The 20970-nt window shown below is 55.5% G+C and carries 25 protein-coding genes, 1 pseudogene and 1 other annotated feature (1 of these 27 running past the window's edge); of the genes and pseudogenes, 16 read left to right on the top strand and 10 right to left on the bottom strand.

Annotated elements, in window-relative coordinates; translation table 11 throughout:
- Window positions 1–16: 16 nt before the first annotated feature.
- From pduJ to QNN88_RS02935, 14 genes are all read left to right on the top strand, one after another.
- On the top strand, window positions 17–292 hold the full coding sequence (gene pduJ, locus QNN88_RS02870; protein ID WP_042318188.1) for a propanediol utilization microcompartment protein PduJ: 276 nt from the start codon (window positions 17–19) through the stop codon (window positions 290–292).
- Window positions 293–315: 23 nt separating this feature from the next.
- Window positions 316–807: a BMC domain-containing protein gene (locus QNN88_RS02875; RefSeq protein ID WP_414238882.1), complete on the top strand. Its 492-nt coding sequence runs from the start codon at window positions 316–318 to the stop codon at window positions 805–807.
- 5 nt (window positions 808–812) lie between these two features.
- Window positions 813–1445: a phosphate propanoyltransferase gene (locus QNN88_RS02880; protein ID WP_414238883.1), complete on the top strand. Its 633-nt coding sequence runs from the start codon at window positions 813–815 to the stop codon at window positions 1443–1445.
- Window positions 1442–1933, top strand: a complete 492-nt coding sequence (pduM, locus tag QNN88_RS02885) for a microcompartment protein PduM (RefSeq protein WP_414238884.1) — start codon at window positions 1442–1444, stop codon at window positions 1931–1933. The genes QNN88_RS02880 and pduM overlap by 4 nt, the downstream gene beginning before the upstream one ends.
- A gap of 3 nt (window positions 1934–1936) precedes the next feature.
- Complete coding sequence (gene pduN, locus QNN88_RS02890) at window positions 1937–2212, top strand: propanediol utilization microcompartment protein PduN (RefSeq protein ID WP_414238885.1); 276 nt, start codon at window positions 1937–1939, stop codon at window positions 2210–2212.
- Between the two features lie 9 nt (window positions 2213–2221).
- Window positions 2222–3229, top strand: coding sequence for a two-domain cob(I)yrinic acid a,c-diamide adenosyltransferase PduO (gene pduO / locus QNN88_RS02895; RefSeq protein WP_414238886.1), 1008 nt, complete (start codon window positions 2222–2224; stop codon window positions 3227–3229).
- Entirely contained in the window at window positions 3226–4611 is a 1386-nt protein-coding gene (gene pduP / locus QNN88_RS02900) for a CoA-acylating propionaldehyde dehydrogenase PduP (protein ID WP_414238887.1), read from the top strand. The genes pduO and pduP overlap by 4 nt, the downstream gene beginning before the upstream one ends.
- 10 nt (window positions 4612–4621) lie before the next feature.
- Window positions 4622–5734, top strand: coding sequence for a 1-propanol dehydrogenase PduQ (locus QNN88_RS02905; RefSeq protein ID WP_414238888.1), 1113 nt, complete (start codon window positions 4622–4624; stop codon window positions 5732–5734).
- Window positions 5731–7086, top strand: a complete 1356-nt coding sequence (locus QNN88_RS02910; RefSeq protein ID WP_414238889.1) for a 4Fe-4S dicluster domain-containing protein — start codon at window positions 5731–5733, stop codon at window positions 7084–7086. The genes QNN88_RS02905 and QNN88_RS02910 overlap by 4 nt, the downstream gene beginning before the upstream one ends.
- 2 nt (window positions 7087–7088) lie before the next feature.
- Window positions 7089–7643, top strand: coding sequence for a propanediol utilization microcompartment protein PduT (gene pduT, locus QNN88_RS02915; RefSeq protein ID WP_042318180.1), 555 nt, complete (start codon window positions 7089–7091; stop codon window positions 7641–7643).
- A complete protein-coding gene (gene pduU / locus QNN88_RS02920) occupies window positions 7643–7993 on the top strand; it encodes a propanediol utilization microcompartment protein PduU (RefSeq protein WP_414239344.1) in 351 nt (116 codons plus the stop codon). The genes pduT and pduU overlap by 1 nt, the downstream gene beginning before the upstream one ends.
- Before the next feature lie 4 nt (window positions 7994–7997).
- Window positions 7998–8450 (top strand): propanediol utilization protein PduV, encoded by a 453-nt coding sequence (gene pduV / locus QNN88_RS02925; RefSeq protein WP_414238890.1) that lies wholly within the window; start codon window positions 7998–8000, stop codon window positions 8448–8450.
- Complete coding sequence (locus QNN88_RS02930) at window positions 8435–9649, top strand: acetate/propionate family kinase (RefSeq protein WP_414238891.1); 1215 nt, start codon at window positions 8435–8437, stop codon at window positions 9647–9649. The genes pduV and QNN88_RS02930 overlap by 16 nt, the downstream gene beginning before the upstream one ends.
- A gap of 91 nt (window positions 9650–9740) precedes the next feature.
- Window positions 9741–10607 (top strand): L-threonine kinase, encoded by an 867-nt coding sequence (locus tag QNN88_RS02935; protein WP_414238892.1) that lies wholly within the window; start codon window positions 9741–9743, stop codon window positions 10605–10607.
- Between the two features lie 35 nt (window positions 10608–10642).
- On the opposite strand, the gene QNN88_RS02940 is transcribed toward QNN88_RS02935, so the two are convergent.
- The 4 genes from QNN88_RS02940 to dacD form a co-directional block, all read right to left on the bottom strand.
- Window positions 10643–10978, bottom strand: a complete 336-nt coding sequence (locus tag QNN88_RS02940) for a DUF496 family protein (RefSeq protein ID WP_042318175.1) — start codon at window positions 10976–10978, stop codon at window positions 10643–10645.
- Window positions 10979–11137: 159 nt separating this feature from the next.
- Window positions 11138–12196, bottom strand: coding sequence for an FUSC family protein (locus QNN88_RS02945; RefSeq protein WP_414238893.1), 1059 nt, complete (start codon window positions 12194–12196; stop codon window positions 11138–11140).
- Between the two features lie 125 nt (window positions 12197–12321).
- Window positions 12322–12795, bottom strand: a complete 474-nt coding sequence (gene sbmC / locus QNN88_RS02950) for a DNA gyrase inhibitor SbmC (protein ID WP_414238894.1) — start codon at window positions 12793–12795, stop codon at window positions 12322–12324.
- Window positions 12796–12917: 122 nt separating this feature from the next.
- Window positions 12918–14090, bottom strand: a complete 1173-nt coding sequence (gene dacD / locus QNN88_RS02955; protein WP_414238895.1) for a serine-type D-Ala-D-Ala carboxypeptidase DacD — start codon at window positions 14088–14090, stop codon at window positions 12918–12920.
- 239 nt (window positions 14091–14329) lie between these two features.
- On the opposite strand from dacD, the gene sbcB reads away from it, so the two are divergent.
- A complete protein-coding gene (gene sbcB, locus QNN88_RS02960; RefSeq protein ID WP_414238896.1) occupies window positions 14330–15754 on the top strand; it encodes an exodeoxyribonuclease I in 1425 nt (474 codons plus the stop codon).
- Between the two features lie 35 nt (window positions 15755–15789).
- Here the strand turns inward: sbcB and tsuB are convergent, their stop codons facing one another.
- The 6 genes and pseudogenes from tsuB to QNN88_RS02990 form a co-directional block, all read right to left on the bottom strand.
- On the bottom strand, window positions 15790–16017 hold the full coding sequence (gene tsuB, locus QNN88_RS02965; RefSeq protein WP_000985275.1) for a thiosulfate utilization sulfurtransferase TsuB/YeeD: 228 nt from the start codon (window positions 16015–16017) through the stop codon (window positions 15790–15792).
- A 15-nt stretch (window positions 16018–16032) separates the two neighbouring features.
- Window positions 16033–17091 carry a thiosulfate utilization transporter TsuA/YeeE gene (tsuA, locus tag QNN88_RS02970; RefSeq protein ID WP_414238897.1) on the bottom strand — a complete coding sequence of 353 codons (1059 nt, stop codon included), beginning with the start codon at window positions 17089–17091 and terminating at the stop codon, window positions 16033–16035.
- A 201-nt stretch (window positions 17092–17292) separates the two neighbouring features.
- Window positions 17293–18654 (bottom strand): APC family permease, encoded by a 1362-nt coding sequence (locus tag QNN88_RS02975; protein ID WP_414238898.1) that lies wholly within the window; start codon window positions 18652–18654, stop codon window positions 17293–17295.
- Window positions 18644–18706: a membrane protein YoeI gene (yoeI, locus tag QNN88_RS02980; RefSeq protein ID WP_099433339.1), complete on the bottom strand. Its 63-nt coding sequence runs from the start codon at window positions 18704–18706 to the stop codon at window positions 18644–18646. Before yoeI ends, QNN88_RS02975 begins: the two co-directional genes overlap by 11 nt.
- 161 nt (window positions 18707–18867) lie before the next feature.
- Window positions 18868–19849, bottom strand: a pseudogene (locus tag QNN88_RS02985) (LysR family transcriptional regulator).
- Window positions 19850–19894: 45 nt separating this feature from the next.
- Complete coding sequence (locus QNN88_RS02990) at window positions 19895–20719, bottom strand: SDR family oxidoreductase (RefSeq protein WP_196010311.1); 825 nt, start codon at window positions 20717–20719, stop codon at window positions 19895–19897.
- A 162-nt stretch (window positions 20720–20881) separates the two neighbouring features.
- On the opposite strand from QNN88_RS02990, the gene hisL reads away from it, so the two are divergent.
- A complete protein-coding gene (gene hisL / locus QNN88_RS02995) occupies window positions 20882–20932 on the top strand; it encodes a his operon leader peptide (protein WP_001364200.1) in 51 nt (16 codons plus the stop codon).
- Window positions 20908–20970 (top strand) — a sequence feature (His leader region); it runs 60 nt beyond the window's last position. Its footprint overlaps the gene before it by 25 nt.

A 20970-nucleotide genomic window follows, 5' to 3' on the forward strand; every position in this document is an offset into this window, starting at 1 on the left:
ACAGGAGAATTGCAGTATGAATAACGCACTGGGTCTGGTTGAAACAAAAGGGTTGGTCGGCGCGATTGAAGCCGCAGATGCCATGGTGAAATCCGCCAACGTGCAACTGGTCGGTTACGAAAAAATCGGCTCCGGCCTGGTTACTGTCATGGTTCGCGGTGACGTCGGCGCCGTTAAGGCCGCCGTCGATGCTGGCTGCGCGGCAGCAAGCGTCGTAGGTGAGGTGAAATCCAGCCACGTTATCCCGCGTCCGCACAGCGACGTTGAGGCTATTTTACCGAAATCGGCCTGAGCATTATCGAAAAGGAGCACAGCGTGAAGCAATCACTGGGATTACTCGAAGTTAGTGGTCTGGCATTAGCCATCTGTTGCGCAGATGCCATGGCGAAAGCGGCTTCCATCACGCTGGTTGGCCTTGAAAAAACCAACGGTTCAGGCTGGACGGTGATCAAGATCGCCGGTGATGTGGCATCAGTACAGTCGGCCATCATCACCGGTGCTCATCTCGCCGAACAGCAAGATGGCCTGGTCGCGCATAAAGTGATCGCCAGACCCGGCGAGGGCATTCTCTCTCGTGCGATGGCTGCCACTCCGGCGCCTGTACCGACCCCCGTAACGGTGTCTGTACCTGAGCCCGTGCCCGCCCCCATTGAAGAACCTGAAACTGAAGTCGTTGTAGAAGAGTCTGCACCGGAAGCGGCGCCTGAAGACGGGATTATCAGCTGCAATTTATGTCTGGATCCGGCCTGTAAGCGCCAGAAAGGCGAACCCCGGTCGCTCTGCCTGCATTCAGGTAAACGAGGTTAAGCGTAATGGATAAGCAACTTCTGGAAACGACGGTCAGCAAAGTGCTGAATGCCTTGCGGGATCGCCCTATTCCACTGGGCGTTTCCAACCGTCATATCCACCTTAGCGCTGAGGATTATGCCCGGCTTTTCCCGGGTCATCCGATTAGTGAAAAAAAAGGGCTTCTGCAACCGGGGCAGTATGCGGCTGAGCAAACTGTCACGTTAGCGGGGCCAAAAGGTCAACTGAAAAATGTCCGCCTGCTGGGGCCGCTGCGTAGCACCAGCCAGGTGGAGATTTCGCGCACGGATGCCAGGACGCTGGGCATCGCCGCACCGTTGCGAATGTCCGGTAATCTCAACGGTACGCCGGGGATTCGCCTGGTGAGCCCCTTTGCTGAAATCGAACTGCCTTCCGGGGTGATCGTCGCCCAGCGCCACATTCATATGTCGCCGCTGGACGCGCTGATCCTGCGCGTTGCTCACGGCGATAGCGTCAGTGTCGCCATTGAGGGCACCGAACGTCGGCTGATCTTCGATAACGTTGCGGTACGCGTCTCCCCCGACATGCGTCTGGAGATGCATATTGATACCGACGAGGCCAATGCCGCCGGGGCAGATGATCCCAATGCTTTCGTCACACTGGTAACGCCGCGATGAACGGCGATCGGTTGCAGCGAATCGTCGAGGAGGTGGTCTCCCGCCTGCAGCGTCGTGCGCAAAGCACCGTCACGCTGAGCGTCGCGCAACTGCGGGAAACACCGCCCCGCGCCCTGTTTTCTCAGTATGCCTCTGTGCATGTTTTACAGGTCGATCTGCCCCTGCTGGAGCAGATCGCCAACAACGATTCGTCACATGCCGACGCCGTCATGATCCATGAGGCGCTGGCATTTGGCCTACGGGTCCAACTCACACTGCAACGTCGGTTACTGCCCGCCGTACCGGTGAAAAAACTGGCCCGACTGCCGCTGATTCTCTGCGACGAACAGGGGCAGCCGATCATGCTGCACCCCACCCGACTGTTAAGTTATGCCGATGTTGCCCGGTTACCCGCAGGGTGGCTGGTGCTGCGTCGCAAATGTGTTGTTACCGCGCTGGCTCGCGAGACCGCGAGTGCACGCCACATTCAATTCATTAAGCAGGAGTGAACCATGCATCTGGCACGTGTTACAGGCGCGGTGGTATCCACGCAAAAATCGCCCTCGTTGGTTGGTAAAAAACTTCTGCTGGTGCGCCGGGTCAGTGCCGACGGTGAGCTGCCGGCGAACCCAACGGCAGGCGATGAAGTCGCCGTTGACTCCGTTGGCGCAGGTATCGGTGAGCTGGTGCTCCTGAGTAGCGGCTCCAGCGCCAGACATGTTTTTTCCGGGCCGAATGAGGCCATCGACCTGGCCGTTGTCGGCATTGTCGACACGCTTTCTCGCTAAGGAGGCGTTATGGCGATTTATACCCGCACCGGCGACGCAGGCACCACGGCGCTCTTTACCGGACAGCGCGTCAGTAAAACACACCCCCGCGTGGAAGCATATGGCACGCTCGATGAACTCAACGCCGCGCTGAGTCTGTGCGGCTGTGCCACCCGTAACGCGCAGCATCGCGCGCTGCTGGAGGCCATACAACTGCAAATTTTCTGGTTCAGTGCCGAGCTTGCCAGCGAAAGCGAACAGCCGTCGCCGGATCAGCGCTACATCAGCTCTGAGGAAATTGCCGCGCTGGAAGCGGCTATCGACACCGCGATGGGACGTGTCGCACCTTTGCGAAGTTTCATTCTGCCTGGCCGCTGCGAAGCCGCAAGCCGCCTGCATTTTGCCCGTACGCTGGCACGCCGGGCTGAACGCCGTCTGGTTGAGCTCTCGGCCGAGGTTTCCGTCAGGCATGTACTGATGCGCTATATCAACCGCCTGTCAGATTGCCTGTACGCACTGGCGCGCGCGGAAGATCACGACGCTCATCAGGACACGATTATCCGGGAAGTGACGAAGCGCTATCTGGCAGCGAGTCACGCCCCTGTCAAAAAGGAATCCGCAATGTCGCTCTCCTTTGGCGATCTTCATCAGCTAACCCGCGCCGCCGTCGAGCGGGCGCAAGCCTTAAACGTCCCGGTAGTCGTCAGCATTGTTGATGCCCACGGCACAGAAGCCGTCACCTGGCGGATGCCGGACGCTTTGCTGGTCAGTAGCGAACTGGCGCCGAAAAAAGCCTGGACCGCCGTGGCGATGAAAACCGCGACCCATGAACTGGCGTCGGTGGTTCAACCCGGTGCGCCGTTGTACGGGCTGGAAAGTCATATGCAGGGAAAAGTCGTCACCTTTGGTGGTGGCTACGCGCTATGGCGTGATGGACTGCTTATTGGGGGTCTTGGTATCAGCGGCGGAAGCGTTGAACAGGACATGGACATTGCACAGACCGCCATTGCGGCAATAAACGTGAGAACACATCAATGAATACGACTGAACTGGAAACCCTCATCCGCACAATTTTAAGTGAACAACTGTCTCCTGCGAAAACTGAGATCAAAGGAAACGGAATCTTTCAGTCTGTTGGTGAAGCAGTTGAGGCTGCCCACCAGGCGTTCTTGCGTTATCAGCAATCACCGCTGAAAACGCGCAGCGCCATAATCAGCGCCATTCGTGAAGAGCTCACGCCACAGCTGGCTGCGCTGGCGGCAGAGAGTGCCGCTGAAACCGGAATGGGTAACAAAGAGGACAAATTCCTCAAAAACAAAGCGGCGCTGGACAATACCCCTGGCATCGAAGACCTGACCACCACCGCGCTCACCGGTGATGGCGGCATGGTGCTGTTTGAATATTCTCCGTTTGGCGTGATTGGTTCCGTCGCCCCCAGTACTAACCCGACAGAGACCATTATCAACAATAGCATCAGCATGCTGGCGGCGGGCAACAGCGTCTATTTCAGCCCGCATCCGGGTGCGAAGGCGGTATCACTGAAGCTTATCGCCATGATTGAAGATATCGCGTTTCGCAGCTGCGGTATTCGCAATCTGGTGGTAACCGTTGCCGAACCGACGTTTGAAGCCACTCAGCAAATGATGGCGCATCCGAAAATTGCCGTACTGGCGATTACCGGCGGCCCTGGCATTGTGGCAATGGGCATGAAGAGCGGGAAAAAAGTGATTGGTGCAGGCGCGGGAAACCCTCCCTGCATCGTTGATGAGACGGCAGACATTGTAAAGGCGGCGGAAGATATTATTAATGGTGCTTCTTTCGACTACAACCTGCCGTGCATCGCGGAAAAAAGCCTGATTGTGGTGGAATCCGTCGCTGAACAACTGATCCAGCAGATGCAAAGTTTCGGCGCGCTGCTGCTGAATCCGACAGATATCGAAAAATTGCGCGCGGCCTGCCTGCCAGAGGGTGTAGCCAATAAGAAACTGGTCGGTAAAAGTCCTTGCGCCATGCTTGAAGCCGCCGGCATTCCGGTTCCGGCAAAAGCACCGCGCCTGCTGACGGGCGTCGTCAGCGCAGACGACAGTTGGGTAACCAGCGAGCAGTTAATGCCGATGCTGCCTGTGGTGAAGGTGAAAGATTTTGACGCTGCGCTGTCGCTGGCGCTGAAAGTGGAAGAAGGATTACACCACACCGCCATCATGCATTCGCAGAATGTGTCTCGTCTGAACCTGGCCGCACGAACTCTGCAGACCTCTATTTTCGTTAAAAACGGCCCCTCCTATGCGGGAATCGGCGTCGGCGGCGAAGGATTTACCACCTTCACTATCGCTACACCGACCGGTGAAGGGACAACGTCGGCGCGCACGTTTGCCCGCTCACGCCGCTGTGTGCTGACTAATGGTTTCTCAATCCGCTAATGAGGTTGTGATGAATACCTTTTCACTGCAAACCCGTTTGTACAGCGGCCCTGGAAGCCTGAAGGTACTTGGCCGTTTTACGAATAAGCATATCTGGATTATCTGCGATGGTTTTCTCGCCCGTTCGCCGCTGATTGATACGCTGCGCGAGGCGATACCGGAGAATAACCGGGTCAGCGTCTTCAGCGAGATCACCCCAGACCCGACCATTGGAACCGTGGTTCAGGGGATTGCACAAATGCAGTCCCTGCGCCCCGACGTGGTGATCGGTTTCGGCGGCGGCTCCGCGCTGGATGCGGCGAAGGCCATCGTCTGGTTCAGCCGTCAGTTTGATACTGATATTGAAACCTGTGTGGCGATCCCGACCACCAGCGGAACCGGGTCGGAAGTGACCAGCGCCTGCGTGATAAGCGATCCGGAGAAAGGCATTAAATATCCGCTGTTCAATAACGCGCTCTACCCGGACATGGCGATCCTTGATCCGATGCTGGTCGTCAGCGTCCCACCCGCCATTACCGCCAATACCGGAATGGATGTGTTAACGCACGCGCTGGAAGCCTACGTGTCCACACGCGCCAATGACTTTACCGACGCGCTCGCGGAGAAAGCCGCTCAGATTGTCTTCCAGTATCTGCCTGTTGCCGTCCGTAAAGGTGACTGTCTCGCTACACGCGGCAAAATGCACAACGCTTCTACGCTGGCGGGGATGGCATTCAGCCAGGCAGGACTGGGATTAAACCACGCTATCGCTCATCAGTTAGGCGGCCAGTTCCATCTGCCCCACGGTCTGGCGAATGCCCTGCTACTGGCGTCGGTGATCCGCTTCAACGCGCACGATCCGCGGGCAGTTAAACGCTACGCCCGGTTCGCGAAAGCCTGTCATTTATGTGCTGACAACGCCAATGATACGGCGAGCGTGAATGCGCTGGTGCAGCACATCGAGCAACTGAAAAAAGCGTGCGCTATTCCAACCCTCACCGTTGCGCTTAAGGAACAGAAACAGGACTGGTCAATACGCATTCCGGCAATGGCTCAGGCGGCGCTGGCGGACGTGACGCTAAAAACCAACCCCAGAGCAGCAGATGCCGGAGCCATTCAGGAACTGCTTGAGGAGTTGTTATGAATACCGCCCTGAATGATGCGCTCACTCCCCTTGATGCGCAGACTATCGTTGATCACGTTCGCGAAGCGGGCATCGTCGGCGCTGGCGGCGCCGGCTTTCCGACGTATGTCAAACTGCAGGCTCAGGTAGAGATTTTCCTGGTTAATGCTGCCGAATGTGAGCCGATGCTGAAAGTCGATCAGCAACTCATGGCGCAGCAGGCAGCGCGTCTGATTCGCGGCGTCCAGTACGCGATGAAGGCCACCGGTGCTCGCGAAGGGATCATCGCCCTGAAAGAAAAGTATCAACCTGCGATTGCAGCGTTAACGCCGCTTTTGCCTCCGGCGATCAGACTGCACATTCTGCCTGACGTCTATCCGGCGGGCGATGAAGTGCTGACAATCTGGATGGCGACCGGTCGCCGCGTGCCCCCCGCTGCCCTGCCGGTCAGCGTGGGCGTGGTGGTCAACAACGTACAGACCGTACTGAATATCGCCCGTGCGGTCGAACAGCACTATCCCGTGACGCGTCGCACGCTCACTATCAACGGCGCCGTTGCTCGTCCACAGACCGTCACCGTCCCCGTCGGTATGTCCCTGCGCGAGGTGCTGGAAATGGCGGGCGGCGCAACCATCGACGATCCCGGGTTTATCAACGGCGGACCGATGATGGGAAGCCTGGTGACGTCACTGGACGCGCCGGTCACGAAAACCACTGGCGGGCTGCTGGTTCTGCCGAAATCACATCCGTTAATTCAGCGGCGTATGCAAGATGAACGTACCGTGCTGTCGGTGGCGAGAACGGTTTGCGAACAGTGTCGCCTGTGTACCGATCTCTGCCCGAGGCATCTCATTGGTCACGAACTCTCTCCGCACCTGCTGGTGCGTGCGGTCAATTTCCATCAGGCTGCCACGCCACAGTTGCTGCTCAGCGCCCTCACCTGTTCTGAATGTAACGTCTGTGAAAGTGTGGCCTGTCCGGTAGGGATTTCGCCGATGCGGATTAACCGCATGCTGAAGCGCGAGTTGCGCGCACAGAATCAGCGCTACGAAGGGCCGCTCAATCCGGCCGATGAGATGGCGAAATACCGTCTGGTGCCGGTAAAACGACTCATCGCCAAACTGGGATTAACGCCGTGGTATCGGGAAGCGCCGCTAGTCGACAGCGAGCCCGTTGTTGAGAAAACGACGCTGCTGCTGCGCCAGCACATCGGTGCCAGCGCGGTGCCTTGCGTTCAGAAAGGCGAGCGCGTCACGCGTGGTCAGTGTGTTGCTGAAATTCCGCAAGGTGCGCTCGGCGCGCCTGTTCACGCCAGTATTGACGGCATTGTCTGTGAGGTTACAGATCAGGCCATCATCGTTGTAAGAGGTTAACCATGTCTCAGGCCATAGGTATTTTAGAACTCACCAGCATTGCCAAAGGGATGGAAGCGGGCGATGCCATGCTGAAAAGCGCCAATGTGGATCTGCTGGTCAGCAAAACCATTTGTCCGGGTAAATTCCTGCTCATGCTGGGCGGCGACGTCGGCGCAGTACAACAGGCGATCGAAACCGGAAATGCGCTCGCTGGCGAGATGCTGGTCGACAGTCTGGTGTTACCCAATATTCACGCCAGCGTCCTTCCGGCAATCAGCGGCCTGAACAGCGTGGATAAACGCCAGGCGGTAGGCATTGTTGAAACCTGGAGCGTTGCCGCGTGCATCAGCGCGGCTGACCGGGCAGTGAAGGCGTCCAACGTTACGCTCGTTCGCGTTCATATGGCGTTCGGCATTGGTGGCAAATGTTACATGGTGGTCGCGGGTGATGTCTCCGACGTCAACAACGCAGTCACAGTTGCCAGTGAAAGCGCAGGTGAAAAAGGTCTGCTGGTTTATCGTTCAGTGATCCCACGCCCGCACGAAGCGATGTGGCGTCAGATGGTGGAGGGATGATGGAAAGACAACCGACTACGGATCGCATGATCCAGGAGTACGTACCGGGAAAACAGGTGACGCTGGCGCATCTGATTGCGAACCCTGGCAAAGATTTGTTCAGGAAACTGGGATTACAGGACAGCGTCTCGGCGATTGGCATTCTCACCATCACGCCAAGTGAAGCGTCCATTATTGCCTGTGACATCGCGACAAAATCTGGCGCGGTCGAGATTGGCTTTCTTGACCGCTTCACCGGTGCGGTGGTGTTGACCGGCGACGTCTCGGCGGTGGAATACGCCCTGAAACAGGTCACACGCACGCTTGGCGAAATGATGCGTTTTACAACCTGTTCCATCACGCGGACGTAATGTGATGCAACGCATGATGTTAATTGGCCCCAGCCAGTGCGGCAAGACCTCGCTGACCCAGTGTCTGCGCGGCGAGGCTCTCGATTATCAGAAAACACAGGCAATCGTCTGGTCTGCCGAAACCATCGACACGCCGGGCGAATATCTGGAAAACCGCTGCCTGTACAGCGCACTGCTGGCAAGCGCCTGCGAGGCGGATGTCATTGCACTGGTGCTCAATAGCGATGCGCAGTGGTCACCTTTCTCCCCCGGTTTTACAGCACCAATGAACAGACCGGCGTTCGGCGTTGTGACCAAATCAGATTTAGCGGACCCGCAGAAAATTGCGCAGGTCAGCGGTTGGCTGGAACAGGCTGGCGCACAACGTGTGTTCGTAACCAGCGCCGTCAACGCGTCCGGACTCGATGAACTGTTTGCCTTTCTGAATAAAAAGGAACCTTCATGTCTCACAAAATAATGGCGATCAACGCGGGCAGCTCGTCCCTTAAATTTCAGTTACTCGACATGCCTCAGGGCGATTTGCTGTGCCAGGGGCTGATTGAACGCATCGGCCTGCCGGATGCCGGGATCACCCTGAAAGCGCAGGATCAAAAATGGCAGCAAACCACGCCGGTTGCCGATCACCGCGAGGCGGTGACCCTGCTTCTCGAAATGCTGATCAGCCACGGTATTATCACCAGCCTGCAGGATATCGAGGGTGTCGGCCATCGTGTGGCGCATGGCGGGGAAGCATTTAAAGATTCTGTACGCGTGACCGATGAATCGCTGGCGGAAATTGAGCGTCTTGCCGAACTGGCGCCCTTGCATAACCCGGTAAACCTGCTCGGCATCAACGTGTTTCGCCAGATGCTACCCGATGTGCCCTCGGTTGCCGTGTTCGATACCGCGTTTCATCAAACGCTGGAAGAACCTGCCTATATCTATCCACTTCCGTGGCGGTATTACGCTGAGTTTGGTATCCGCCGCTATGGTTTTCACGGCACCAGCCATAAGTACGTCAGCGCGACGCTCGCCGAAAAGCTTGGCGTACCGCTCAGCGCATTGCGGGTGGTGTGTTGCCATCTGGGCAACGGCAGCAGTATTTGCGCAATTAAAGGCGGCAAGTCGGTTAATACCTCAATGGGCTTCACCCCGCAGTCTGGCGTGATGATGGGTACCCGCAGCGGGGATATCGACCCGTCCATATTGCCGTGGGTTGCTCAGCGTGAAGGCAAAACACCGCAGCAACTCAACCATCTGCTGAACAATGAATCCGGGCTGCTTGGCGTTTCAGGCGTCTCGCATGATTATCGTGACGTTGAGCAGGCCGCCGACAACGGAAATCCTCGCGCAACGCTCGCTCTGTCGCTGTTTGCGGAGCGTATACGCGCCACGATTGGCAGCTATATCATGCAGATGGGGGGGCTGGATGCGCTGGTGTTTACCGGGGGAATCGGAGAAAACTCGGCCCGCGCCAGAGCGGCTATCTGCCAGAATCTGCACTTCCTCGGGCTTATCGTAGACGAAGAGAAAAACCAACGGAATGCAACTTTTATTCAGGCGGAAAACGCACTCGTTAAAGTAGCGGTGATCAATACCAACGAAGAGTTGATGATAGCCCAGGACGTGATGCGGATTGCTCTCGCAGAATCAGAAACTTTAGCCGTGTCGGCCTGAGTTCGCACCGCGCAAATTGCGGCAAATCATGGTAATAGCGCAATCGCCATGACACTATGCGCCCAGGATTGCTGAGCAGAAAGGTGATAACGTGGCTGTTGCGCAGTGCCCCGCATCGTGCGGAGAACTTATTCAGGGCTGGATTATGGGCAGCGAGAAACTGGTCTCCTGCCCGGTTGACTGGTACAGCACCGTTGAGGTCAGTACCGGTTCCCCTTTAGCCGATGAGCGCCCTCTTTCACGGGCGATGGTTAACCAACTTCTTGCACACTGGGACTACCCCGCTCACCTGAGCCAGGATATCCGTGTTTCGATCCATTCAACCATTCCTATTGCCAAAGGCATGGCCAGCAGTACAGCGGATATCGCCGCGACCGCCGTCGCCACCGCGCATCATCTGGGCCATGAACTGGATGAAACTACGCTCGCGCAGCTTTGCGTCTCGCTGGAACCCACTGACAGCACCGTTTTTCAGCAACTGACGCTGTTTGACCACAACGACGCGTCAACGCAAATTCCCTGTCATTCTCAACCAGCGCTTGATCTCCTCGTGCTGGAAAGCCCGCAAACCTTACGCACCGCAGATTATCACCGCATTCCCCGGCAAGCCGGTTTGCAGGCTGGCGCGCCTGCGCTGAAGCGAGCATGGGAAAAAGTGCAGGAAGCCTGTGCGCAGCAGAATCCTTATCGGATGGGAGAAGCCGCGACGCTGAGCGCCATCGCCAGCCAGATGCTGTTGCCGAAACCGGATTTCGACGCGCTATTGTCGCTGGTTGAAGAGTGTGATTTATACGGCGTGAACGTGGCGCACAGCGGCAGCGTCGTCGGACTGATGCTCGACAGGCAGCGACACGATGTGGAGTACGTTAAGTGGCTACTGACGAGAAACCAACTGACCGAACACTGGCCGGAACAGCACTTATTGCGGATGGTCAGCGGTGGCGTACAACCTCAGTGAGGATCGCATAACGGATCCTCACTGCGGGCAAAACGTTACTCTGCTTTCGCGTCGCCGTTTTTCATTTCGCCCATCGCTTTCAGCTTTTTGGAGATGTCGCGACGTTCTTTGGAGATCTCCGCATTTTTGATGATGTAGTCATCCACGCGATCTTCATAGTCGCTTTTCATGCTGGCGATGATGCCCTGAATAGCTTCAACGCTCATGCCCGGCTTAATATAATCGCTCAGGTTGTCCAGCAGCAGAACACGTTTCTGGTTATCACGGATCTTTTTCTCAACGTCCTGGATTTCACGCTGCAGTTTGTTTTTACGACGGAACAGACGGACAAATTCCAGCACGTCCTGGAAAGATGGCTTGGTAGTTTCCATTTTTACACCCCTAATAATGTGAGAGTCGGATTCGTTTAAACGATAGGGCTAACATTACTTTTCGTAGCCACAAATGACAATGGCTTCATTCTTATCGCCATCATACCCTTATTCCTTGCTGAATCGAAGCAACCCCGTCGTATTCTCCTTATCCGCTTTTTATTTGCGCAGTGCGCGGCAGATAAGATGCGACAGCAGCTCCAGTTGACGGGCGGTTTCCAGGCTTAGCCAGACATAGCCATGAATCGGCGTTTCAGCCACATTGTGCTCATCGTGCTGACGGATCAGCGTGCGCAGCTCGTTAACGGTCTCGTTCAGTTTTTCGCTGTTCGCGAGAATCGGCTGCGGATTACCTTCAAACAGCGCATGGGCAATCGTCAGGAGCGCCTGCTGGGTTATTTGCTGTGTTTCCCGCAGCGTATGGGCGTTGAGCATGACGAAATGGCTTTCACGGGTCGCCCACAGCGCATTGATCTGCAATTCGAGCATGCAGACCAGATTGCGATTGATGGTCTGAATGGCTTCGAAAATGGATTTTTGGATACGTGTCTCTTTGCTCGCCGGCGTAATAAGGCCACGCATTTTCACCACGTCGCTCAGCAACTGTTGCAGATGTTTTTCCAGACGCGGGCGTTCGAGTAAATTGGGCGATAGCGCAGCCTGATACACCCGGTTATAGGCCGTCACGCAGTGTGCCAGTTGGATGCGCCAGTGAATGAAGGCGCGCTGCGGCCAGATGCCGGTGAACAGCATCGCGAGGAGCGAACCCAGAATGACATCGCCACCGCGCCAGAGTGCGGTCTCCATATCGCCAGCGGGCGCGCCCACCACAACGGCCAGCGTGATGCCAATCAAGAGCGCCTGATACGGTTTTTTCCCTAACGCGAGCCATCCGCACAGAAACATGGCCACCGCACACCAGAGCAGCATCAGCGGCAATGAGAATAGCTCAAGACGCAGCGCCACCAGACCCAGAACAGACCCGAGGATCGTACCGCCAATCCGCTCATACGCACGGGGAACCACGTTCCCCCAGAACGAAATGGGCCCCATGATCACCACCAGAGTAATCAAGGGCCATGTCCCTTCCGGAATGTCAAACAGGCGAACAAGTAAAAAGGTCAGGATGAACGCCAGCGCGATGCGAATACCATGCACAACGCGGTAATGGCGATACAGGCGGATCTCAAATGGACTCAGTGACTTGTCGGCACGCACTTATGCACTCCGTCAGGCAAAGACAAAAGCAGATTGTACCTGTTTTTCCGCACAGAAGATCACTGTGGCGGACAGGCCATCTCGCTAAGCGTAGTCGCTCATCGCCGGTCCGCCTGGTTTTATGCTTACTTCATGGCAGGTTGCACTGCAATATACATCTCGATATCCCAGTAACCGTCCTCGCAACCGTTATTCAGATAGACTTCAAAGCAGGGTTTGCACGCCATTTCATATGACTTGTCCTGCATCAGGCTATTGAAAAACAGATTCCACGGCGTCGCAAAATCATTATTGTCGACGCGCGCAACCGCCGTCGCATATTGACCGCCTTCGATTTCGCTGAGCGTCACGCCTTCGCTGTTTTCCGGTATGACAAAATCAGCGGGCACAGAAACGACCGTACTACAGCGCAATTTTTCGGCGGGCACTTCATCCGGATTGTCGAAGTAAACGGCGATCCACTCCTGCGCCACAACCTGTTTGCCATCCACCCACATCATCAGCTGATCGAAGCCTTGTTTCACCGTTTGCTCCCACGGGCCCACCAGGTGGAAACCTGCAACGGTGCGCTTCTCTGCGTTTCTGATCTCGTAGTTCATGTTGCCTCCATTGTTACACTGTATTTATATACAGTGTAACTACGCCCAAATAAAAGCCACAAGAAATTTGTGATTATTATGTGAGCAGAGCCGAATTCCTGCCAGTCTCCTGCCAGAAATCGTCAGGCTTTATGATGAAAATAATCACTCAGACGGGAGAAAACGCCGCCCTTACCCACCGCCTCCAGCGTCACCAGAGGCCAGTGGGCGACCAGTTTGTCGCGGTCGTAGAGTTCAATTTCCCCGACCCGTTGATGCGCGGCAAGTGGGGCTTCCAGTTCCTTCTTATCCAGAATGTACTTCGCTTTGATGTTCGGCAGTTCCGCCTTCGGCAGGGCCATCCAGAAATCGTGTTCCGTACCCAACGCGATGTTCTCTTTATCGCCGTACCAGATGCGCTCCATCCCAACCTGTTTTCCGCTGCGCAGGATTTGCACCGTGTCGAAATGTTGTTGTCCCCAGCGCAGCAGTTTGCGTGCCTGATCCTCGCGCCCTTTTGGGCTATTCGCCCCCATCACCACGGCAATCAGCCGGCGCTGACCGTCCACCGCAGAAGCAATCAAATTGAACCCCGCGCCTGAGGTGTGCCCGGTTTTCAGCCCATCCACGTTCAGGGTTTTGTCCCACAGCAGTCCGTTACGGTTTTGCTGGGTAATGCCGTTCCAGGTGAGGCTTTTCTCACTGTACATGTGATAAAACGCCGGCTCACCGTGAATGATCGCCCGCGACAATACCGCCAGATCGTAAGCTGAACTGTGCTGGCCGGGTGCATCCAGACCGTGAACCGTTTCAAAATGGGTATCCTGCAGATTGAGCTTCTTCACGTAATTATTCATCATCGCGACAAACTGCGGCTGCCCACCGGCGATGTAATCCGCCAGCGCTACGCAGGCGTCGTTACCGGAATCAACAATCAGCCCACGGCTTAAATCGCGCACGGAAACCCGATCGCCTTCCTTCAGGAACATCAGCGAAGAGCCAACAAAAACCGGATTATCCTTTGCCCACGCGTCGCGCCCCACCGTCACGATGTCATCGGGTGTGATGCGATGGCTGTCAATGGCGCGATCGACCACGTAACCGGTCATCAGCTTGGTCAGGCTGGCAGGATTGCGCTGCTGATGCTCATTACCCGCCGTGAGAATTTGCCCCGTAGTGTAATCCATTAGCACCCAGGAGCTGGCTTCGATGACCGGTGGTGGTGGCGCAAAGTCAGCCGTACCGGCAGCAAGGGCAGAAGAGAGATGCATCGCGAGTAAAGAAGCGGCAATAAACAGACGGGGTTTCAACAGCATGTCCTCAGGTATACAAAAGAGCCGTCCTTTTTACGGAATTCTTGATAAACGAACAGGGATTAATTGCAAGGAAATGTGACTTACAGCACGTTATCTCCTGTCTGATTGATCCACCGCAACTTATCCTCACTCACTTTCTTTGTTTCTTCTCTGCGGGTCTGGCTGATTACCTCGCCGAACTTTGCTACTCTGTGCTGTCGAGGCAGCGCGTAACCAGAAGTCACGGAACCCACTTATTTATGAATGACGGCAAGCAGCAACCCACCTTTCTCTTTCACGATTACGAAACCTTTGGCACGCATCCGGCGCTCGACAGGCCTGCGCAATTTGCCGCCCTGCGGACCGACAGCGAGTTCAACGTCATCGGCGAGCCTGAGGTCTTTTACTGCAAACCGGCGGACGACTATTTGCCCCAGCCAGGCGCGGTGATGGTCACCGGGATAACCCCCCAGGAAGCGCGTGAGAAAGGCGAGAATGAAGCTGCGTTTGCTGCGCGGATCCACGCGCTGTTTACCGTGCCCAACACCTGCATCATCGGTTACAACAACGTACGTTTCGACGACGAAGTCACTCGTAACGTACTGTATCGCAACTTCTACGATCCTTATGCCTGGAGCTGGCAGCATGATAATTCGCGCTGGGATCTGCTCGATGTGATGCGTGCCTGCTACGCCCTTCGCCCGGAAGGCATCAACTGGCCGGAAAATGACGAGGGTCTTCCCAGTTTTCGCCTGGAGCATCTGACGAAAGCGAACGGTATCGAACACAGCAATGCGCACGATGCGATGGCGGATGTGTACGCCACCATTGCGATGGCACAACGGGTGAAGGCACAGCAGCCGCGTCTGTTTGAGTATCTCTATACACACCGTAGCAAACACAAGCTGGCCGCGTTGATTGATGTGCCGCAAATGAAGCCGCTGGTGCATGTCTCCGGCATGTTTGGCGCATGGCGCGGCAACACCAGTTGGGTTGCGCCGCTGGCGTGGCATCCGGATAACCGTAACGCGGTGATTATGGTGGATTTAGCCGGGGATATTTCGCCGCTGCTGGAACTGGACAGCGACACCCTGCGTGAACGTCTGTACACCGCCAAAGCCGATCTGGGCGATAACGCCGCCGTGCCGCTGAAGCTGGTACATATCAACAAATGCCCGGTGCTGGCACAGGCGAACACGCTGCGCCCGCAAGATGCCGATCGTCTGGGGATTAATCGCCAGCACTGTCTCGATAATCTGAAAGTTCTGCGTGAAAATCCGCAGGTGCGTGACAAAGTGGTCGCCATCTTTGCCGAAGCCGAACCATTCACGCCGTCCGACAACGTTGATGCCCAACTTTATAACGGCTTCTTTAGCGATGCTGACCGTGCGGCAATGAAGATAGTGCTGGAAACCGATCCGCAAAACCTGCCGGCGCTGGATATTACCTTTGTCGATCCACGTATTGAGAAACTGCTGTTCAACTACCGGGCGCGTAATTACCCCGGCACGCTGGATGAAGCAGAGCAACAGCGCTGGCTGGAACATCGCCGCCAGGTCTTTACGCCGGAATATTTACAGCGCTACGCCGACGAGTTGCAGATGTTGTATCAGGAATATGCGGATGATAAAGAGAAGCAGACGCTGCTGAAGGCGCTGTGGCAGTACGCGGAAGAGATCGTCTGAGATTCGCCCTCCGCGCCACGGCGGAGGGCCTGTTATCACGCTTTCTGAACGGTGATGCTCCAGGCGGCATCGCCAACCTGCTGATAATCCGTAATCGCATGCCCTTCTTCCGCCGCCCACTGAGGGATCGCTTCGGTCGCCTGGGTGCAGTCAAACTCAATCACCAGTTCGTCACCGCTCGCCATTTCAGCCAGCGCGGCTTTTGCTTCAATCAGTGGAAACGGGCAAACCTGCGTGACCACGTCCAGTTTTTTAATCGCCATCATTAATCCTTACGCTTAATTTGCCGCAGCGGTTGCCAGACGGGCTTTACGCTGCGGTCGAACAAACACAATCCACGACGCGGTCCAGACGCCGAGGATCATAAATACCAGGCCAATCCAGCCCTGCCAGGTCATCATCGCCGTCATCACCAGCCCATTACCGATAGAGCAGCCACCGGCAATACTGGCGCCGAACCCCATCAGTAAGCCACCGAAGCCGCTGCGCAACGTGGTTGCTGCATCGGCGGCCCGCACGCGGAATTCACGACTGGCTTTTGCCGCGATGAACGAGCCGAGGAAAATACCCAGCACCAGGAACACGCCCCAGTTGAGGAATTTGCTGTCTCCCGCCACCAGGAACTGCAAAATGTTAGCTGTCGGCGAGGTGATCCCGAGCCCAAACATCCGCCCGGTGGCTTCGCTCAGCGGCCAGGCCAGCAGCGCGATAAGGCCAATCAGTACCGCCGTCACGAACGGATGCCAGCGTTTTTCAAACAGAATATGTGCAAGCCCGGTACGACGCGGCGGTAAAGAGGCGACTTTCAGCTTTGGCTTTTTCAGCTCTTTACTGACGACCCAGAGCGTCACCACCAGCAGGACGGCAATCAGCGGCCAGACGGAGAGGTTCAGCGTGTCAGCAATGGAGTTGTGCTCCGTGCTGTACGTTTTTAGCGTCTGGTTCAAACCGCTGGCATGAGGCGAACGCATCACCGCACTCATCACCATGTAGGTTGCCAGCGCGATCCAACTACCAATTAAGCCCTCACCCGCACGATACCAGGTTCCGGTGGCACAACCACCCGCATAGACGATCCCAATCCCGAAGATATAGCCACCGACAACGGTACCGAGCCACGGGAATGCCCCGGCGTCATAACGGATCACCCCGGCCTGGATCAGCGCAAAAGCCCCGATGCTCTGCACGCAAATCGCGATCAGCAACGCATAGAACATGCGGTTGTTTTTGGCGATATACATGTCACGGAAACCGCCGGTCAGACAGAATCGACCACGCTGCATCACAAAGCCCAGCAGTGCGCCGCAGATCACGCCGCTTAAAATCATTGAAAACATAAATTAGTTAGCCTGAAGAATATCCATCAGGAAATTATTCCTGACCACGCGGCGGGGAACCAATAACCAAATTCTCTAATTTAGAACGAATAGTTATGAATAATGACAGGAAATAAACCAACAACATAAAAAAAGCCGGAGGGTAAACTCCGGCTTCCTGCCCGGTAACGCTTCGCTTACCGGGTCTACAAATTTTACGAATTACTGTGCGATATCTTCGTACTGCGGCACCGGGTTGCGGAAGCTTTTGGTCACGCAAGCCAGATACACCAGCCCGATACCGGCCCAGATCAGGCCCAGAACCATAGAGCTTTCTTCCAGGTTAATCCACAGCGCGCCCACGGTCAGCGCGCCACAAACCGGCAGCACCAGATAGTTGAAGTGGTCTTTCAGCGTCTTGTTGCGTTTTTCACGGATCCAAAACTGTGAAATCACAGACAGGTTCACGAAAGTAAACGCCACCAGCGCACCGAAGTTAATCAGCGCCGTCGCCGTCACCAGGTCGAATTCAATCGCCATCAGGGCAATTGCCCCCACCAGCAGTACGTTCCATGCCGGGGTACGCCACTTCGGATGAATGTAACCGAAGAAGCGAGTCGGGAATACGCCGTCACGACCCATCACATACATCAGACGAGAGACACCGGCGTGTGCGGCCATACCAGACGCCAGGACGGTGACGCTGGAGAAAATCAGCACGCCCCACTGGAAGGTTTTACCCGCCACGTACAGCATGATTTCCGGCTGAGACGCATCCGGATCCTTAAAGCGAGAGATATCCGGGAAATACAGTTGCAGAAAGTAAGAGGCGCCGATAAACACCAGACCGCCAATCAGCGCAGTCAGGAAGATAGCCTTCGGGATCACGCGCTCTGCATCTTTGGTCTCTTCTGACAGCGAAGAGATACCGTCAAAGCCCAGGAACGAGAAGCACAGAATCGTTGCGCCAGTGATCATTGGCACCACGTGTGCGTCTTCCGACCAGAACGGACGCGTACTGGTCAGCGTACCCGCACCTTCACCATTCGTAACACCGTGAATGATGAGGCCAACAATGACCGCCACAATACCCATTTGCAGGATCACAATCAGCGTATTGAAGTTTGCCACGGTTTTGATGCTGCGCAGGTTAGAGATGGTCATAAAGGCCACCAGCGCGACAACAAAGATCCACGACGGTACAGACGGCACCAGCGCTTCAAAGTAAATTTTAGCCAGCAGAATGTTGATCATCGGCATGAACAGGTAGTCCAGCAGGGATGACCAACCCACCATAAAGCCGACTGTCGGGCTGATGGATTTCTGAGCATAGGTATACGCCGAGCCAGCAGACGGAAAACGGCGAACCAGTTTACCGTAGCTCAACGCAGTAAAGAGAATAGCGACCAGCGCAAAGGCATATGCCGTTGCAACGTGACCGTCAGTGAGGCCTGAAACGATACCAAACGTATCGAACAGCGTCATCGGCTGCATATAGGCAAGGCCCATCATGACAACCGGAATCAGCGTAAGCGTTTTACGCAATTCCACGCGAGAAGTTTTTGGAGTAGCGTTATGCGACATGGTCATTCCCCTTTACGGCGAATGCCGTCGCGTAAGCAAAAAATTGCCCCATCTTCTGGATTCCTCAGCGACAACAACTGTCGGTTTTTAGTAAATATCTATCCGGTACGAAGCCCGGCCTCTTTATATGAATGATTGGTTTGATGCAAAAAAATAACCGACGCGTATGAAAACGTCGGTTAATCTCATTTTTTGCAAGCGGCGCATTGTGCCCTAAATTGGGGCGAAATGACAAGAGAATGAGGACCTTGCCATTAAATATTTTTTCTTAACCATTTGATTTGTCAGCATCGACTTTTGCGTAAACGCCAGCGATCGCACTATTTGCTAAAATAGCATCCCGCCACCAGGCGCTGGCAAGCCCTGCCGTCTGTTCATTCCAGCCGATCCAGACGGGTTCGAAGAGGATTTGCTCCTGCACTTTTTTCTCAATCAATGCCCCACTATCCAGGAAGCGCTGGGCCAGATAACGCGGAAGATAACCGCATCCCAGCCCACTGATTTGCAGCTCCAGCTTGGTCTTGAAATCAAACACCGTAATCGCTTGCTGGTCATCAAGCAGTTGTGTCGCAGTAGAAGAAAGATGCGAGCTGTCGCCGACCACTATAGCGCGGCAGCGCCTGATGGTGCTGCGACTTAGCGGCTCCGGCTCCTGAGCAAGCGGATGATGAGGCGCAATCGCAAAGACTTGCTCCAGTTCGCCAAGCCTTGTAAATCCAAAATCACTGGAGGAAGGAGGGTCGTGCATCGCGCCAACAATAATGTCCGCCCTGCCCTGAGTCAGCGCATCCCACGATCCGCCCAGCACGCCGTTGATAAATTTCAGGCGCGTGACGCTGTGGTGCTGGTAAAAGGCTTCAATCAGCGGCGCGAGCAGGGAAAACGGAAACGTATCGTCCACGCCGATGACCAGTTCATTTTCCCAGCCTTCGTGGAGCTTTATCGCCTGCTTTTCCAGCTCCCGCACGGTGTGCAGCACCTCACGGCCTTTTTCTAACAGCATTTGTCCGGTGCGGGTGAACCGGGCGCGATGGCCGCTGCGATCGAGGATTTGAATGTTAAGGTCGCTTTCGAGGCGGTGAACGGTGTAACTAAGCGCAGACGGCGTCTTGTAAAGTTTGGCCGACGCCGCCGCGAAACTCCCCTCTTTCTCTAAAGCATCGAGAATGATAAGCACATCCAGCAGTGGTTTCATACATACCCCCTTGCGGTGTACGACGGCTAACTGCTGGAAGCATGCTTATTCCAACGGCATCACCAGCGGGTCGGGATACTGATACTCAAACCCAAGCTCATTACAGATTCGGCTGCCATCGATAATTTTACCTTTACCGTTGTCCGCAGAATCGCGGAACTGCGGCGGCTCCATTCCCAGCAGACGCGCCATCTGCGGATAGAAGACATTGCGCGCCGGATGCGAAGGCGCACATATATTATAGATGTGCCCCCCTTTCGGCGCCTGTAGCAGCAGTGTGATGGCGGCAATCACATCTTCAAGATGCACCAGGTTGACGCCATGTTCGCCATTCGGCGCGGTTTTACCGGCAAAGAAGCGTCCCGGATGTCGTCCTGGCCCTACCAGTCCGGCCAGACGCAGAATATCGACTGACGTACCCGGTAGATTATGTAACCAGTCTTCCAGCTCTTTTAATACGCGTCCGCTGGCGGTAACCGGATTGCGCGGGGTATTCTCTTTGACCGTTCCCTGTACATCGCCATAGACCGAGGTCGAACTGGTAAAGATGATGCGCGGAATACGGTATGCCAGCGCGCTGTCCACCAGCTCCTGCATCGCCTGCAAATAGAAGTCTTCTCCTGGACCGCTGCGACGGGCCGGTAAAGTAATCACCAGCGCATCCACATCCATCAGCGCATCCAGATCGTCTGTTTCACACACCAACTCAGGCTCGAGCCGTAGCGGATACCCTTCAACCCCACTCATTCTGGCCGCTTCCACGCCATCCTGGGTGGTTTTGCTTCCCGTCACCTGCCAGCCTCTGGCAGTAAGCGACATCGCCAGCGGCATGCCTAACCATCCTAAACCGACAATTGCGACCTTTTTCATCCGTTTTCTCCTGACTCCAGCTCTATTTATATAAGGCTACGCCAGCGTTCTAAGACTGACAATTCATACTATAAATAGGAATTAAAAAAAGCGCTTGCTTTAAGGCGTTAAAGTGGTTTAGGTTAAAAGGCATCAAATGAATAAGCATTCATCGAGAATTTTATGACACGCGTTCAATTTAAACACCACCATCATCACCATCATCCTGACTAGTCTTTCAGGCGATGTGTGCTGGGAGACATTCAGATCTT

Source organism: Citrobacter sp. ANG330 (assembly GCF_047467925.1).
Classification (GTDB): domain Bacteria; phylum Pseudomonadota; class Gammaproteobacteria; order Enterobacterales; family Enterobacteriaceae; genus Citrobacter_A; species Citrobacter_A amalonaticus_G.

Bases quoted from the DNA above. Each gene is read 5' to 3' on its own strand.
- pduJ (WP_042318188.1), top strand. From the start codon at position 17: ATGAATAACGCACTGGGTCTGGTTGAAACAAAAGGGTTGGTCGGCGCG.
- QNN88_RS02880 (WP_414238883.1), top strand. From the start codon at position 813: ATGGATAAGCAACTTCTGGAAACGACGGTCAGCAAAGTGCTGAATGCC.
- pduM (WP_414238884.1), top strand. From the start codon at position 1,442: ATGAACGGCGATCGGTTGCAGCGAATCGTCGAGGAGGTGGTCTCCCGC.
- pduN (WP_414238885.1), top strand. From the start codon at position 1,937: ATGCATCTGGCACGTGTTACAGGCGCGGTGGTATCCACGCAAAAATCG.
- pduO (WP_414238886.1), top strand. From the start codon at position 2,222: ATGGCGATTTATACCCGCACCGGCGACGCAGGCACCACGGCGCTCTTT.
- pduP (WP_414238887.1), top strand. From the start codon at position 3,226: ATGAATACGACTGAACTGGAAACCCTCATCCGCACAATTTTAAGTGAA.
- QNN88_RS02905 (WP_414238888.1), top strand. From the start codon at position 4,622: ATGAATACCTTTTCACTGCAAACCCGTTTGTACAGCGGCCCTGGAAGC.
- QNN88_RS02910 (WP_414238889.1), top strand. From the start codon at position 5,731: ATGAATACCGCCCTGAATGATGCGCTCACTCCCCTTGATGCGCAGACT.
- pduT (WP_042318180.1), top strand. From the start codon at position 7,089: ATGTCTCAGGCCATAGGTATTTTAGAACTCACCAGCATTGCCAAAGGG.
- pduU (WP_414239344.1), top strand. From the start codon at position 7,643: ATGGAAAGACAACCGACTACGGATCGCATGATCCAGGAGTACGTACCG.
- pduV (WP_414238890.1), top strand. From the start codon at position 7,998: ATGCAACGCATGATGTTAATTGGCCCCAGCCAGTGCGGCAAGACCTCG.
- QNN88_RS02930 (WP_414238891.1), top strand. From the start codon at position 8,435: ATGTCTCACAAAATAATGGCGATCAACGCGGGCAGCTCGTCCCTTAAA.
- QNN88_RS02940 (WP_042318175.1), bottom strand. From the start codon at position 10,978: ATGGAAACTACCAAGCCATCTTTCCAGGACGTGCTGGAATTTGTCCGT.
- sbmC (WP_414238894.1), bottom strand. From the start codon at position 12,795: ATGAACTACGAGATCAGAAACGCAGAGAAGCGCACCGTTGCAGGTTTC.
- dacD (WP_414238895.1), bottom strand. From the start codon at position 14,090: ATGCTGTTGAAACCCCGTCTGTTTATTGCCGCTTCTTTACTCGCGATG.
- sbcB (WP_414238896.1), top strand. From the start codon at position 14,330: ATGAATGACGGCAAGCAGCAACCCACCTTTCTCTTTCACGATTACGAA.
- tsuB (WP_000985275.1), bottom strand. From the start codon at position 16,017: ATGGCGATTAAAAAACTGGACGTGGTCACGCAGGTTTGCCCGTTTCCA.
- tsuA (WP_414238897.1), bottom strand. From the start codon at position 17,091: ATGTTTTCAATGATTTTAAGCGGCGTGATCTGCGGCGCACTGCTGGGC.
- QNN88_RS02975 (WP_414238898.1), bottom strand. From the start codon at position 18,654: ATGTCGCATAACGCTACTCCAAAAACTTCTCGCGTGGAATTGCGTAAA.
- QNN88_RS02990 (WP_196010311.1), bottom strand. From the start codon at position 20,719: ATGAAAAAGGTCGCAATTGTCGGTTTAGGATGGTTAGGCATGCCGCTG.